The organism is Nonomuraea sp. NPDC049504 (genome assembly GCF_040676845.1).
GTDB classification, from domain to species: domain Bacteria; phylum Actinomycetota; class Actinomycetes; order Streptosporangiales; family Streptosporangiaceae; genus Nonomuraea; species Nonomuraea salmonea.
In genome coordinates this window covers 524,484-538,313 of record NZ_JBFAPT010000002.1, presented here as the reverse complement: position 1 = coordinate 538,313, position 13,830 = coordinate 524,484, and the positions used below count along the sequence as shown (strand labels likewise).

At 73.4% G+C, this 13,830-nt stretch carries 12 protein-coding genes; 6 read left to right on the top strand and 6 right to left on the bottom strand.

Going from position 1 to position 13,830, the window contains the following annotated elements; genetic code table 11:
- Nucleotides 1-123 precede the first annotated feature (123 nt).
- Nucleotides 124-1,065, top strand: a complete 942-nt coding sequence (locus tag AB0K28_RS05735; protein WP_364365534.1) for an AraC family transcriptional regulator — start codon at nt 124-126, stop codon at nt 1,063-1,065.
- Here AB0K28_RS05735 and AB0K28_RS05730 read toward each other — a convergent pair.
- Entirely contained in the window at nt 1,039-2,187 is a 1,149-nt protein-coding gene (locus tag AB0K28_RS05730; protein ID WP_364365531.1) for a DUF418 domain-containing protein, read from the bottom strand. The two genes, AB0K28_RS05735 and AB0K28_RS05730, sit on opposite strands and share 27 nt — an antisense overlap.
- Before the next feature lie 138 nt (nt 2,188-2,325).
- Here AB0K28_RS05730 and AB0K28_RS05725 point away from each other — a divergent pair, with 138 nt between their 5' ends.
- From AB0K28_RS05725 to otnC, 3 genes are all read left to right on the top strand, one after another.
- A complete protein-coding gene (locus AB0K28_RS05725) occupies nt 2,326-3,498 on the top strand; it encodes a hypothetical protein (protein ID WP_364365529.1) in 1,173 nt (390 codons plus the stop codon).
- An 87-nt stretch (nt 3,499-3,585) separates the two neighbouring features.
- Entirely contained in the window at nt 3,586-4,818 is a 1,233-nt protein-coding gene (otnK, locus tag AB0K28_RS05720) for a 3-oxo-tetronate kinase (RefSeq protein WP_364365526.1), read from the top strand.
- Nucleotides 4,815-5,435: a 3-oxo-tetronate 4-phosphate decarboxylase gene (gene otnC / locus AB0K28_RS05715; RefSeq protein ID WP_364365524.1), complete on the top strand. Its 621-nt coding sequence runs from the start codon at nt 4,815-4,817 to the stop codon at nt 5,433-5,435. Before otnK ends, otnC begins: the two co-directional genes overlap by 4 nt.
- 4 nt (nt 5,436-5,439) lie before the next feature.
- Here otnC and AB0K28_RS05710 read toward each other — a convergent pair whose 3' ends face one another.
- Complete coding sequence (locus AB0K28_RS05710; RefSeq protein WP_364365522.1) at nt 5,440-8,193, bottom strand: AAA family ATPase; 2,754 nt, start codon at nt 8,191-8,193, stop codon at nt 5,440-5,442.
- Between the two features lie 103 nt (nt 8,194-8,296).
- On the opposite strand from AB0K28_RS05710, the gene AB0K28_RS05705 reads away from it, so the two are divergent.
- Both AB0K28_RS05705 and AB0K28_RS05700 read left to right on the top strand, forming a co-directional pair.
- Nucleotides 8,297-8,911, top strand: a complete 615-nt coding sequence (locus AB0K28_RS05705) for a LysE family translocator (protein ID WP_364365519.1) — start codon at nt 8,297-8,299, stop codon at nt 8,909-8,911.
- 5 nt (nt 8,912-8,916) lie between these two features.
- A complete protein-coding gene (locus tag AB0K28_RS05700; RefSeq protein ID WP_364365516.1) occupies nt 8,917-9,468 on the top strand; it encodes a TetR/AcrR family transcriptional regulator in 552 nt (183 codons plus the stop codon).
- A gap of 98 nt (nt 9,469-9,566) precedes the next feature.
- Here the strand turns inward: AB0K28_RS05700 and AB0K28_RS05695 are convergent, their stop codons facing one another.
- The 4 genes from AB0K28_RS05695 to AB0K28_RS05680 are packed head-to-tail and all read right to left on the bottom strand — an operon-like array spanning nt 9,567 to nt 13,822.
- Complete coding sequence (locus AB0K28_RS05695; RefSeq protein WP_345396872.1) at nt 9,567-10,763, bottom strand: hypothetical protein; 1,197 nt, start codon at nt 10,761-10,763, stop codon at nt 9,567-9,569.
- A gap of 9 nt (nt 10,764-10,772) precedes the next feature.
- Nucleotides 10,773-11,153 carry a Rid family detoxifying hydrolase gene (locus AB0K28_RS05690; RefSeq protein ID WP_364365512.1) on the bottom strand — a complete coding sequence of 127 codons (381 nt, stop codon included), beginning with the start codon at nt 11,151-11,153 and terminating at the stop codon, nt 10,773-10,775.
- A gap of 9 nt (nt 11,154-11,162) precedes the next feature.
- Entirely contained in the window at nt 11,163-12,239 is a 1,077-nt protein-coding gene (locus AB0K28_RS05685) for an alanine racemase (RefSeq protein ID WP_364365509.1), read from the bottom strand.
- Between the two features lie 56 nt (nt 12,240-12,295).
- On the bottom strand, nt 12,296-13,822 hold the full coding sequence (locus tag AB0K28_RS05680) for an amidohydrolase family protein (protein WP_364365506.1): 1,527 nt from the start codon (nt 13,820-13,822) through the stop codon (nt 12,296-12,298).
- Nucleotides 13,823-13,830 lie beyond the last annotated feature (8 nt).

The following is a 13,830-nucleotide window of genomic DNA, read 5'->3' as shown; positions in this document are numbered from 1 at the left end:
GTCAACGATCCTTCCGAAACACGGTTTTCAGTCCGCTGACCACCGTAGGCACTGGGCCTGAGATGGTGAATGCGCTGGTGTCCACGTTTTATACGTCAGCGTCTACGCCCTTAGACTGCATGCATGGATCTCCTGAGCGACGTCGTCGCCCTCATGCGGACCGGCCGCCCGATCTCGGCCCGCATCTCCTGGCGCGCCCCCTGGAGCCACGCGTTCCCTTCGGCCCCCGGCTCGGCCAGCTTCCACATCGTGCTGCGCGGTTCCTGCTGGTTCGTCCCGAGCACGGGCGAGCCCGTCCCGCTCAGCGTCGGCGACGTGCTGTTCCTGCCGCACGGCGACGCGTACGGGCTGGCCGACGACCCGGACGAGCCCCTGCCGCCGCCCGTCGGCTGCAGCCATGACGATCCCGAGCTGTTCGCCTCGGCGGGCGTGGGCGGCTCGGGCGCCGAGACCGTCACCTTGACCTGCGGCTACCGGCTGCATCCCCGCGTGTCGCACCCCATCCTGCGTTCGCTGCCGCCCGTGATCCACCTGCCCGCGACCCTCGGCTGCCACCCCGAGCTGCGCGCGGCCGTCGAGCTGCTGGCCGGCGAGATCGACAACCCGCGCCCAGGCGCCGACACGATCGTGACCTCCCTGCTCGACGCCGTGCAGCTCTACGTCCTGCGCGCCTGGTTCAGCTCCGACGAGCTCTGCACGTGCGGAGGCTGGGCCGCCGCGCTCTCCGACCCGGCCATCGGGCCCGCGCTCGACGCCATGCACCGCGCCCCCGACCGCCGCTGGACCGTCGAGTCGCTCGGCGCCCAGGCGGGCCTGTCGCGGGCCGGCTTCGCCCGCCGCTTCACCGAGCTGGTGGGGACGCCGCCGCTGGCGTACCTGACGTCGTGGCGGCTCGCGACGGCGGCGCGGCTGCTGCTCGAGTCGGACGCGCCGGTCTCCGAGGTGGCCGAGCGGGTCGGTTACGGCTCGGAGTTCGCGTTCGGCAACGCCTTCAAGCGCGAGTACGGCGTCGCGCCAGGCAGGTTCCGCCGCCAGGCGCTAGCTCCAGGTGGTGACGCGGCGTAGGACGTACTCGACGGGGCCGTAGTGGTGGGTGCGCAGCCAGCGGGCGCTCGCCCAGAGCAGCACCGAGTACATCACCAGGGCGATGCCCATCACGGCGATCGGCGGCAGCGTGCCCGCGAGCGACAGGCCGTACCCGGTGAAGATCAGGCAGGCCAGCAGCGACTGGCCGACGTAGTTCGAGGCCGCCACGCGTCCGGCCGGCGCCAGCGCGCGGCCGACGGCGGGGAAGCGCCGCACGGTCCTGAGCAGGGTGGCGACGTACGCGGCGGCCAGCAGGATCGAGGTGAGGAAGTTCGTGGTGGTGCCCACCAGCTCCAGCGGGCCCGGCTCGTTCGCCGTCCAGGCGAGCAGCACGCCGCCAGGCAGGCCCACGCCGAAGCCCACGGCCTGGACGCGTGGCAGCAGGTGCCACCAGCGGTCGGTCTCCTCCAGCAGCCGCGCCTTGCCCGCCGCCAGGCCGAACAGGAACATCGCCATCGCCACCGGTCCCTGGAACGCCCAGATGAGCGCGACCAGCGCCGGATAGGTTTCGAGCTGCAGGGTCAGGAAGTCGAGCGGGCCGCCGGTGGCCAGCGCGAGCGCGCGCTCGGCCACCCCGGGGTCGGCCGCGGACGGCTCGCCGGCCGCGGGATCGACGGTGGACAGCGCCGCCAGCGCACCCATCAGCAGGGTGGGCACGCCTATGACGACCGATCCGATGATCACGGCCGTCCGCGGCTTGATGCCGCGCAGGGCCAGCAGGATCAGGCCGAGTACGGCGTACAGGGTGAGGATGTCGCCCACCCACAGCAGGATCCCGTGCAGCACGCCGATCACCAGCAGTGCTAGGCACCTGCGCACGGTCCGCGCCGTCACGCTCGCGCCCGCCCGCTCGGCCGCGCGCATCTGGAGCGTGAACGAGTACCCGAACAGGAACGAGAAGATGATGTAGAACTTCGTCAGCACCAGCGCGGTGATGGCCGAGGCCACCGGACCGTCGGGGATCGGCATGGTGCCTGACTGGGCGTAGCCGGGATCGGAGAAGTAGCCGATGTTGGCGACCAGGATGCCCGCGAGGGCGAACCCGCGTACGACGTCCACCTCATGGACTCGGCGGGTGGTCGGGGTGCTCACGTCCGTCATACCTGGCGACGCTAGATTTCGGCGTTCGCCCCTGGCATCCGACCTTGGTCGCCTGCCGCGCCGACCAAAGCATGCCGTGGCATCACAATTGGTGGGGTCTTTGGGGCAGAAGGTGAGGGGCTGCCCCACAATGGGGGGATGGCATACCCTCCGCAGCCGCAGCCCCCACAGCCTGGCCCGTGGGGCGGCGCGCCAGGCCAGGGCGCGCCGCAAGGGTACGGCCCCCCACAGCCCTACGGCCCACCCCACCCGAACCAGCCGGGCCAGCCGGGCCAGCCGGAGTACGGCCAGTCGCCCTACGGCCCCCCGCAGGGCCAGGGTCAGGGCCGGCCACCGCAGGACGGCCCCCAGCCGGGCCATGGCCGGCCCCAGCCTGATCACGGCCAGCCCGGCTACGGCCAGCAGGGCTACGGGCAGCAGGGCTACGGCCAGCAGGGCTACGGCCAGCAGGGCTACGGCCAGCAGCAGGGTTATGGGCAGCCCGGCCCGGGTGCCACGCAGCCCGGTCACAACCAGGGCGCCTACACCCAGCCCGCCTACCAGCAGCAGGGCTACGGCCAGCCGCCCTACGGCCAGGGCGGGCCTCCCTACGGCCCTCCAGCCGGTTCGAGCAGCGGCAAGGGCGTCCTCATCGCCGTCCTGAGCCTGGTCAGCCTCATCGTGCTGGCTCTGGCCGGCATCGGCACCTACCTCTACCTGAACCGCGACAACCCCGCCGACAAGGTGGCTCTGCCCACGACCTCGTCCACCCCGAAGCCCTCGAAGACCGAGGAGAAGACGCCCGGCCCGTCCCCGTCCCCCACCACGACCTCGTCCAAGAGGCAGGTCCAGCCCGGCTCCCCCATCACCGACGACGAGTTCGACGACTGGAACTTCGCGATGGGCACGGTCAAGTTCAGGGCGAACAAGGTCGCCGGCTGGACCTACGACACGTGCACCCCGGTGGACGGCAAGGGCGGCGTCCTGCGCAAGAACAAGTGCGAGCGCGCGGTCCAGCTCGCGTACTCGGCCTACAGCGGCCACCTCAAGGCGGTCCAGCTGATCATGGAGTTCCCCAGCGACCAGGCCGCGAAGACCACCGCCGACCGCCTGTCGAAGCTCTCGTCGGACGCGGTCACGTGGCGCCAGGACAAGGCGCACTCCGACTACGTGTACGGCAAGATCCTCTCGGGCGCGTCCAGGAAGTACGTGGTGGTGACCATCGTCACCGCCGACAAGACGGCCGGGGAGAAGGCGCCGGGCTTCCACGCGTACCTGCAGACCGACCACACGTCCTACTTCAGGATCCGTGACGCCACGATCACGAGCTGACGACTCCGCCCCGTCGTCATAGATCCACTTTCGCGCCGATAACGTCGGCTTCATGTTCGACCACCTCCCCCGCACCGAGGGGCGTCCATGATCGGCGCCATCGCCGACGACTTCACCGGCGCCACCGACGTGGCCGTGGCGATGCGCCGCCGTGGCCTGCGTACCGTCCTTTACTTCGGGCTGCCGCCCCAGGGCAGCGAGCCGCCCGAGCACGACGCCGTCGTGATCGCGCTGAAGACCCGTACGATCCCCAAGGCCGACGCGGTGGCGCGGTCGCTGCGCGCGCTGCGGTGGCTGCGGGCGCACGGCGCGGCGCGGCAGGTCTACTTCAAGTACTGCTCGACGTTCGACTCCACCCGCGACGGCAACATCGGGCCGGTGCTGGACGCGCTGGCCGACGCCATGGACGTGCCGCTGGTCGCGATGACGCCCAGCTCGCCCGAGCACGGCCGCACGCAGTACAACGGCTACCTGTTCGTCGGTGACGTGCTGCTGGGCGAGTCGCACATGCGCGACCATCCGCTCACGCCGATGACCGACTCGTACCTGCCGCGGCTGCTGGAGGCGCAGAGCGCGTACCGGTCGGGGGTGGTGACGCTCGGCCAGGTACGCGGCCACGCGGTCGAGCAGCGGCTGGCCGAGCTGCGCGAGCACGGCGTGCGCTACGTCTTCGTGGACGCCCTGGAGGACTCCGACCTGGAGGTGTCGGGGCGGGCGCTGGCGGGGGCGCGGCTGGTGGCGGGCGCGGCGGGCCTGGCCGGCGGGCTGGCGGCGGCGCACGCGCGGGCCGAGGGCGGCGAGCCGCCCGCGCCTGATCCTTTCGGGCCGGCCGCGGTGCTCGCCGGCAGTTGCTCGGCCCGTACGCTGGAGCAGGTCGCCGTCATGATCGAGGCGGGCAGGCCGGCGTACCGGCTGGACGCGCTGGCCGACCGCGACCCCGCCTCGCTGGCCCGCGGCGCCCTGGCCTGGTACGACCGGCTGCCGCCCGGCACGGGCGCGCCCCTCATCTACTCCTCGCTGGAGCCGGTGGCGCTGCGCCGCGTGCAGCAGGCGCTCGGCACGGAACGCTCGGCCGGCATCCTGGAGCAGGCGCTCGGCGCCGTCGCCCGCGGCCTGGTGGAGCGGGGTGTCACCCGGGTGATCTCGGCCGGGGGCGAGACCTCGGGCGCCGTGGTGAGCGCGCTCGGCGTGCCGGGCGGCGTGATCGGCGCGGAGGCGGCGCGCGGCGTGCCGTGGATCCACACCCCGAACGGTTTCTCGCTGCTGCTGAAGTCCGGCAACTTCGGCGAGCCCGGCCTGCTGCTGGAGGCGTCCCGATGACCTTCGAGAATGAACGCCTGAGCATCGTGGCCGCCGCCCGCTCGCTGTTCGCGCGCGGCCTGACCCACGGCAGCACCGGCAACCTGTCCGTACGCGTCGGCGACCGTGTCCTCGTCACCCCCACCGGCTCCAGCCTGGGCACGGTCGAGGCCGCCGACCTGTCGCTGATCGACCTGACCGGCGCGCACGTGGGCGGGCCGAAGCCGTCGAAGGAGGCGTTCCTGCACGCCGCGCTGCTGCGGGCCAGGCCGGACGCGCAGGCGGTGGTGCACACGCACTCCACGTACGCGGCCGCCGTGTCCTGCATGGACGGCCTCGACCGGGACGACGCGCTGCCGCCGCTGACCGCGTACTTCGCGATGCGGGTCGGCCGGCTGCCGCTGCTGCCCTACTACGCGCCGGGCGACGCGGCGCTGGGCCCGGCAGCGGAGGAGAAGGCGCGCACGCACCGGGCGCTGCTGCTGAGCAACCATGGCCCGATCGTCGCGGGCGCGAGCCTCGGCGCGGCCCTGGACGCCGTGGAGGAGCTGGAGGAGACCGCCAAGCTCTTCCTCCTCCTGCGCGGTGTGCCGACCCGCCCGCTCACCCCGGAGCAGCGCGCGGCACTGGGCGGGTGACCGTCTAGGGCAGCAGGCCGAGGCGGCGGGCGGTGGCGGCGGCCTGGGTGCGGGTGGAGACGCCGAGCTTGCCGAGGATGTTGGACACGTGGACGCTGACCGTCTTCTGGGCGATGAACAGCCGCTCGGCGATCTCCCTGTTGGTCAGCCCCTCGGCCACCAGCCGCAGCACCTCGGCCTCCCGGGCCGTCAGCTCACCCTGCGGGACGGAGGTCTGCCCGCCGGATGAGCCGAAGCGGGCGCGGCGCCCGAAGTCGAGCAGCGCGCTCTCCAGCGGCACGGCCCGCAGCTTGCCCGCCGCCTCCCTGGCCTGCTCCCACTCCGCCTGGGCCGCGTGGCGCTCGCCCGCCGCGAGCAGCGCCTCGGCCAGCCGCCAGCGGGCCCGCGCGGCCTCGTAGACGAAGCCGTAGCCGAACGCCTCGGTCACCCGCCGGCACAGCTCGACGTCGAGCCGGCCGTGCACGCGGTGCCACTCGGCCTCGACGCGCAGCGCCCACGCGCGACCCTCGGGCCCGAGGTGGCCGCCTGCGCCGGTGGGGCCTGACTCGACGGCCAGCCTGGCCTGGGCGCGCAGCTCGTCGGCGCCCTCGGTGGTGCCGAGCTCGGCCAGGGCCCACAGGCCGATGGCGGCCATGCGGACGTTGCCCGAATCGCCGGGCACCTGCGCCGCGAGGACCGCGCGTACGTGGTCGAGCGCCGTTGCGGGGTCGCCGTGCCACAGCGCGTGCTCGGCCGCGAGCCCCCGCGACATGTAGGAGGCGAGCGGGTCGGACCAGAACGGCCGCAGCCAGCTCAGCCGCGACTCGACCACGGGCAGGCCGCGTGCCACCTCGACGAACAGCGCGAACGACGACAGGATCGCCTCCGGCACCGTGCCCACCCTGGCGCCGAACCCGGCCGCCATCGTCTCCGCCGCGTCCCACTCGCCGGCGACGTAGTGGATGAGGAAGCGCAGGAACCGCAGGTCGGTGCCGTAGGTGCTCCACATGAGCCCGGCGTCGGAGGCCAGGCGGATGCCGTCGTCGGCCACCTCGGCGGCGTGTTCGAGCACGCCCTGCTCGTAGTGGATGCGGGCGTGGTGGAAGCGGGCCCGCAGGTCCATCGCGAGGTCGCCGGTGGGCCCTGCCATGGCCTTCTCGACCAGCTCGTGCGCGCGGTGCATGTCGCCGCGCAGCTCGACGGACGTGGCCAGCGTGAGCAGCGCCCCGACCTCGGCGTCTCTGGCGCCGGCCGTGCGGGCCAGCTCGAGCGCCTTCGTGGCCAGCTCTTCGACCTCCTGGTGGCGCGGGCCCCACAGCAGCGTGCGGGCGTGGGTGGCCATGGCGCGGGAGAGCGCCGCCGGCTCGTCCGCGCTCTCGACCGCGCGCTCGGCCACCTCGGCCGCGGCGGCCTCGTCGTCCGTCTCGTAGAGGTAGTAGGCGAGCCGCTCGCTCACCTCGGACGTCTGCGGCAGCACCCGGAGTTGCGCCACGGCGCGGTGCTTGTCGCCGCTGTCGGCGGCCATGACCGCGCTGCGGAAGGCCAGCTCGGCCCGGCTCGTCCCGGCCAGCCGCGCGGCGTCGTCGACCCGCTCCCACAGGGACAGCGCGCGGTCGTAGTGGCTGTGGGCCTCTGCGGGCGCGCCGACCCGCTCGGCCGCCCTGCCCGCCTCGATCGAGGCGGCGAACGCGCCCGCCAGGTCGTGGCTGGCCAGGTGGTGGTGGGCCAGCTCGGCCGGCGAGGTGAGCAGCCGGGCGAACGCGGCGTGCAGCCGGGTGCGCTCGCCCGGCAGCAGGTCGGTGTAGACGGCCTCCTGGAGCAGGGCGTGGCGGAAGGCGTAGCCGTGGCCGCGCACTTTGAGCAGGCCGCGCGAGACGATCTCCCTGACCGCCTCCTCGAACTCGGCGAGCGGCAGCCCCGACACCTCGCGCAGCAGGTCGTCCTCGACCTGGCGGCCGGCCACGGCGGCGGCCCGCAGCACCTGCTGCCCGGCCTCCGACAGCACCTCGACCCTGGACAGCAGCAGGCTGGCCAGCTCGTCGGGCAGGCTGTCGCCCTCGGCCATGGCGGCGTGGAGCTCCTCGGCGTAGAACGGGTTGCCGTCGGCGCGGGAGACGACGAGCCCGAGGCTCTGTGCGTCGATCTCGCCCAGCGTGGCGACGTAGTCGGCCATCTCGCCCGCGCCCAGCGGCCCCAGCTCCACGCTCGTCACCGTGGGCAGCCGCTTGAGCTCGGCGAGGACGGGCCTGAGCGGGTGGCGGCGGTGCAGGTCGTCGGTGCGGTAGGTGCCGACCACGCAGACCCGCTCGCTCTGCAGCATGCGGCTGAGGAAGACCAGCAGGTCACGGGTGGAGCGGTCGGCCCAGTGGAGGTCCTCGATGACGAACAGCACCGGCTGCACGTCGGCCAGCAGCCCGAGCAGCGAGCCGAACAGCCGCTGCTGGGTGAGCCCGGCCGACGGCGCGCTCTCCGTGCCGGGCAGCAGCTGGCCCAGCATGGGATGGGCAGCGGCGGCCTCGCGCACGGCGGGCTCGGCGCCGCGCAGCGCGTCGGCCAGCGGCAGGTAGGGCAGCGCGTCGCCCAGCTCGGCGCACTGGCCGACCAGGACGTTGAAGCCGCGCGTGCGGGCCTCGGCGGCCAGCTCGGCGGCGAGCCGGGTCTTGCCGATGCCGGCGTCTCCACCGACGAGCGCCACGCCGGCCACGCCATCGGCGGCGGAGCTCAGCGCCCGCAGGAGTCCGGCCAGCTCAGCAGAGCGCCCGACGAGTAGACCATTCACGTCTGCAAACTATGCCACGCTCGCCCGACAACAGATTGGTCCACGGAACCCCAACGGGATTGGCCCTCCTGGACGGACCAAACCCGGCCTAGATTGCTCTTCCGTGATAGCTCCCTCCACGTTCGCCATCTTCGTGACGGCCAGCCTCGCCCTGGTCCTCATCCCCGGCCCCAACCACCTCTACATCACCGCGCGCGGCCTCTCCCAGGGCCGGGCGGCCGGCCTGGCCAGCGCGTTCGGTGTGGAGGCCGGCACGCTCGTGCACATCGCGGCCGCCGCGCTGGGCCTGTCGTACGTCATCGCGCAGTCCGCCACGCTGTTCGCCGTCGTCAAGTGGGCCGGCGTCGCCTACCTCGTCTACCTGGGCATCCGCGCGTTCACCGCCAAGGACCAGCAGGCCGGCCCGCCTGAGCCGCAGCCGCTGCGCAAGGTGTTCCTCGAAGGCGTGCTGGTCAACGTGCTGAACCCGAAGGTGGCGCTGTTCTTCCTGGCGTTCCTGCCGCACTTCGTGGACCCGGACGCGGGCTCGCCCGCACTCCAGGTCGTGGTGTTCGGCCTCACGCTGCTGCTGCTCGGCCTGATCTCCGACCTCCTGTACGCCGTCACCGCCGGCGCCCTCGCCCGCCGCCTCACCCGCGCCGCCAAGACGCTGAAGTACGTCAGCGGCACCGTCTACCTGGGCCTGGGCGTCCTCACCGCGTTCGCGGCGAGAGAATGACCTCCATGGCGCCCAGGAAACAGCGGGAGATCTTCGACGCGACGCTGCGGCTGGTGGCCGAGCGGGGCTATGACGGGCTGACCGTCGAGGGGGTCGCCGAGCGGTCGGGGGTCAACAAGACCACGATCTACCGGTGGTGGCCGTCGAAGGCGGCGCTGCTGGGGGCGGCGCTGGTGGAGTCCGACGTGCTGGGCTTCACCGTGCCCGACACAGGGAGCCTGCGGGGTGACCTGGTCGCGCTGGTCGAGGGGGTGCGGCGGCTGCTGACCGAGCCGCCGGGCAGCGACATCGCGGTGGCCGCGCTGGCCGCCGCCGTACGCCATCCCGAGCTGGACGGGCGGCGGTTCTTCGCCGACCGGTTCGCCAGGGAGCGCACGGTCTTCGAGCGGGCCGCGCGCAGGGGCGAGCTGCCCGGCTCCGCCGACCCGCTGCTCATCATGGACCTGCTGGCCGGGGCGGTGTGGATGCGGGCCGTCCTGCGCGGCATGAAGGTCGGCGGCGACTTCGCCACCGAAGCCGTCGCCCTGGTGCTCGACGGCGTGCACCGGCCAGGCTGACCCCGCAACGCGCGCCGGTCAGGCCGACTCGCGGCGTGCGCCGGCGCGGACCCGCGTGACCCTCATGCCCCTGGGCCGGGCAGGCGACTGAGGCCCGGTCAGGGCGCTTCGGCCAGCGCGGACGGGATGCGGTCGAGCACCGGGTACGGCACCAGCCCGTACGCGTAGAAGTCGACCGCCATCGCCCCCGCCGCCTTGGCCCCGCGCGCCTTGGCCACCAGCCGGTCGGTGGAGTCGCTGTCGGGGTGACCGGGCCGCAGCACCGCACGCACCTCGCGGTCCTTGCCCACGGACCGCAGGTAGGCGCCGACGTCGTCGGCCACCCGCGCCGCGTCCCGCGCGTACGCCAGCACCCCGAACGCCGGCACGAGGTCGCCGAGCGCCACCAGGTCGACGCCGAACTGCCAGGCGTCGTGGGCGGCCAGGCCGGGGGTGGGCAGCCCGTCGGTGTATCCCTTGACCGCCCCCGTCGAGTCGATGAAGACCAGCTTCGAGCCCTCGCCGGCCACCGCCGACGCCACCTCGGAGACCAGCGTGGTGACGGTCTCGGAGCGGGCGCGGGCGTAGGCCACCACGTCGGGCCCCGCGTACGCGGTGAGCGCCGCCCTGGTGACCTCGCCCTGCGCGGGAGGGTCGCCGTCGAAGACGCCGCCCACGATGCGGGCGCACTCCTCCCGCGCCACCTCGGCGTCCACGCCCAGGTCGGTGGCCCGGCGCAGGCAGTAGTCGCAGAAGCAGAGCCCGAACAGGTAGGCGTCCATCGGCCCGAGCGGCACGAACGAGCGCTGCGGCTTGAGCGGCCTGAAGTGCAGCGACTCGGCCACCACGCTGTCGGCCCCGAGCCGCGCCACCGCCCTGGCCAGCGCCGCGGCGTAGTCGCGCACGTCGGGGTGCGCCGGGCACAGGTCGGTGAGCGAGCCGCGGTCGCCGAAGCAGTCGCGTACGGTCACGTCGGGATGGGCGGTGCCGAGGGTGGCGTTGCGCAGGAAGACCGTCCAGGCGTGCAGCTTCATCGACCGCTTCGCGCACGCCTCGGCCAGCCCGTCGAGCGCGTCGGTGTAGCCGGGCACGGGCCGCAGCCGCAGCCCGTCGAACAGCTCGGGCGGCGGCGTGAAGTGGGCGCCGTCGTGGCGCAGGGTCAGCCGGGACAGCCCGTGGGGGGTGACGTCGCGTGAGGCGTGGTGGACGGCGCCGACGGTGACGCCGGACACGCCGTAGCCGCTGAGCCTGTCGAGCACCCGCTCGACGCCCTCGCCGCGCAGGTCCTCGACGAAGACGTACACCGAACTGTCCACGGCCGCACCTCAGGCGCTCTTGTGCGCGACGAAGTCGATCTCGACCAGGATGTCCATCAGCTCGGAGCCCACCGTGGTGCGCACCGGGTAGGGCTGGTTGAAGTAGGACTTGTAGACCTCGTTGTAGGCGGCGAAGTCGCGCTTGACGTGCTGGAGGTGCACGGTGGCCTTGATGACGTCGTCGTAGCCGAGCCCGTGGGCGGCGAGGATGGCGCCGAGGTTGCGCATCACCTGGTGGGTCTGGGTGGCGACGTCGTCGCCGACGAGTTCGCCGGTGTGGGGGTCGAGCGGGCCCATGCCGGAGGTGAAGACGAAGTCGCCGACCACGAGCCCCTGGGAGTAGGCGCCGACCGGGGCAGCGCCCTCTGTGGTCCTGAGCTCCTTTTTCACGAGATCTCCCTAGAAGTTGGTGCGTATCGTGCCAACGACACGGTAATCCCGGTCCACCAGCGGCAGCACGCGCCACTTGTCGAAGGCGGTGCAGGGGTGGGAGATGCCGAAGGCCAGCAGGTCGCCCGGCTTGAGCCCGGCGGCGCGGACCACGGTGTGCTGGTCCTGCATCTTCATGATGGTGACGCCGCCGCGGCGCGGGATCGGCAGGCCCTCGTCGTAGGGGGCGTCGCGCTTGCCCATGCCGACCATGGCCAGGCCGGGCTCGGGAGTGGACAGCACGTGCGCCCACACCTCCAGCGCCGGGCGCAGCTCGCCGTCGATGCGGTTGAACGGGGTGCGCTCGCGGTAGAAGCCGTCGTCGTGGGTGACGTACGCGCCGCTGCGCAGCAGGATCCGCGCCTGGGTGGCGACCAGCTCGCGGCCGATCACGTCGAACCACTGGCTGCCGCCGACGGTCAGGATGGGACGCTTGAGCCGGACGTACTCGACGGCGTCCTGCAGCGCCGCCAGATATTTCCGGACGTCTTCCGCGCTCTTCAGCCCGCCCTCGTAGCCCGCCACCCCGGCCAGCTCCACGCCGGGGGTGCGCTGCGCGTACGCGGCCACCTCAAACAGCCGCTCCAGCGACCGGCAGCCGGCCCGGCCGCCCTCGTGACCCAGCTCGACCAGCACCCGGAAAGGCCGCCTCCCCGCGTGCCCGGCGAGCAGGTCGAGCCCCGCCTCGGAGTCGGCGAAGCTCAGCAGCTCGAACTCGGGGTCGCGGTCCAGCTCGGCCGCCGCCCAGGCGAGCCCCGCGGGATCGACCACCTGGTTGGCCACCATGACGCGGCCCACGCCGAAGCCCCTGACGGTCGCGGCCTGCCGCAGCGTCGCCACCGTGAGCCCCCACGCACCGGCGGACAGCTGCATCGCGGCGATCTCCGCCGACATGTGCGTCTTGGCGTGCGGCGCCAGCTCCAGGCCGTGATCGCGGGCGAAGGCCGCCATCGTGGCGACGTTGTGCTCCAGCGCGTCGCGGTGCACCACCATCGCGGGAAACTCGACGCCGCCGTCGAAGACCGACTGACCGAGGATCGCCGGCACCACACCCCCTTCGTCCGGGTCCGACCCTATCCCAACCAGGCTCTCCGGCCGCGCGCTCACGGGCGCAGCGCCCGGCCGGGGGTGGCCCCGGTCAGCTCGCCGCGCGCCAGCACGGGCACGCCCGAGACCAGCACGTCGTCCACACCCTCGGCGAGCGTGCGCGGCGCCGGGTAGGTGGCGAGGTCGGTCACCGTGGCCGGGTCGAACACCACGACGTCCGCCGCGCAGCCCTGCCGCAGCAAACCCCGGTCGAGCAGGCCGAAGCGGCGCGCCGGGTGGGCCGACAGGTGCGTCACCGCCTGCTCCCACGTCCAGTCGCCCAGCTCCCTGACGTGCCTGCCCAGGAACCTGGCGAACGCGCCGTGGCCGCGCGGATGCGGGTGGCCGCCCACGTAGATGCCGTCGGAGCCGCCGGTCTGCGAGGGGTGGCGGAGCATGCGGCGTACGGACTGCTCGCCCTGCGGCCCCTCGTCGGGGCGGGCCGTGACCACGCCCGCCTCCAGCCGCGTCTCCGTCAGCAGCCGCCGGCAGAACTCCGCGGGCGGGACCTCCGCCCGCTCGGCCGCCGCGACCATCGTCAGACCCTCGGCCCACTCCAGCCCCGGCGCGTGCGAGACGGTCAGGCGCGGCCAGACGGCGTCCAGCGTCGGCCACCAGTCGTCCAGCACGCCCGAGCCGATCATCTCCATCGCCGCTTCCGGCTCCGCGCCCGGCACCGACGGCGGCAGCACGACCATCGCCAGGATCGTGTTGCCGCGCAGGTAGGGGTAGGTGTCGAAGGTGAGGTCGACGCCCTTGCCGAGCGCCTGCTCGACCAGCGGCAGCAGCACGTCGGCGGGACCGTGCAGGTGGGAGACGTGGACCGCGGCCCCCGACAGCTCGGCGATCTCCATCACCTCCGTCATGCCCGTCTCGGCCCGCTGGCCGTAGGCGCGCATGTGGGTGACGTACGGGAGCCCGCCCAGCGGCGCGCACAGCGCGGCCAGCTCCGCCGCGTCGGCGTAGCGGCCCGGCAGGTATTCGAGGCCGCTGGACAGCCCCACCGCGCCCTCCGACAGGCCCTGCTCGACACGGCGCACCATCGCGTCGAGGTCGGCGGGCGCGGCCCTGTCGGGCGACGGGCCCATGACGTCGTAGCGGATCGTGCCGTGCGGCAGCAGGTACGCGGTGTTCAGCGCCACCGCCCCGTCATAGCCGTCGAGCAGCTCGCGCACGCTCAGCGGCCCGTCGGTCAGCGCCCCGTTGACCGCGGCGAAGTAACGCGAGGCGTAGGCCACCGTGGCCGCCGAGCCCGGCGCGAACGACAGCCCGTCCTGGCCCAGCACGAACGTCGTCACCCCCTGCCGCAACGCCGCCCGCTGCACCGCCGGATCGAACACGGCGGCGTCACCGTGGGCGTGGCAGTCGACGAACCCCGGCGCCACGAAGCGCCCGGTCGCGTCGATCACCGCGCCCGCCCCTGCCGGGTCGATCCTGCCGACCGCCGCGAGGCGATCACCCGAGATCGCCACGTCCGCGCGAAACGGCGGGGCGCCCGTGCCGTCGAGCACCCGGCCGCCGCTGATCACTACGTCGAAGGTCACTCCAGGAT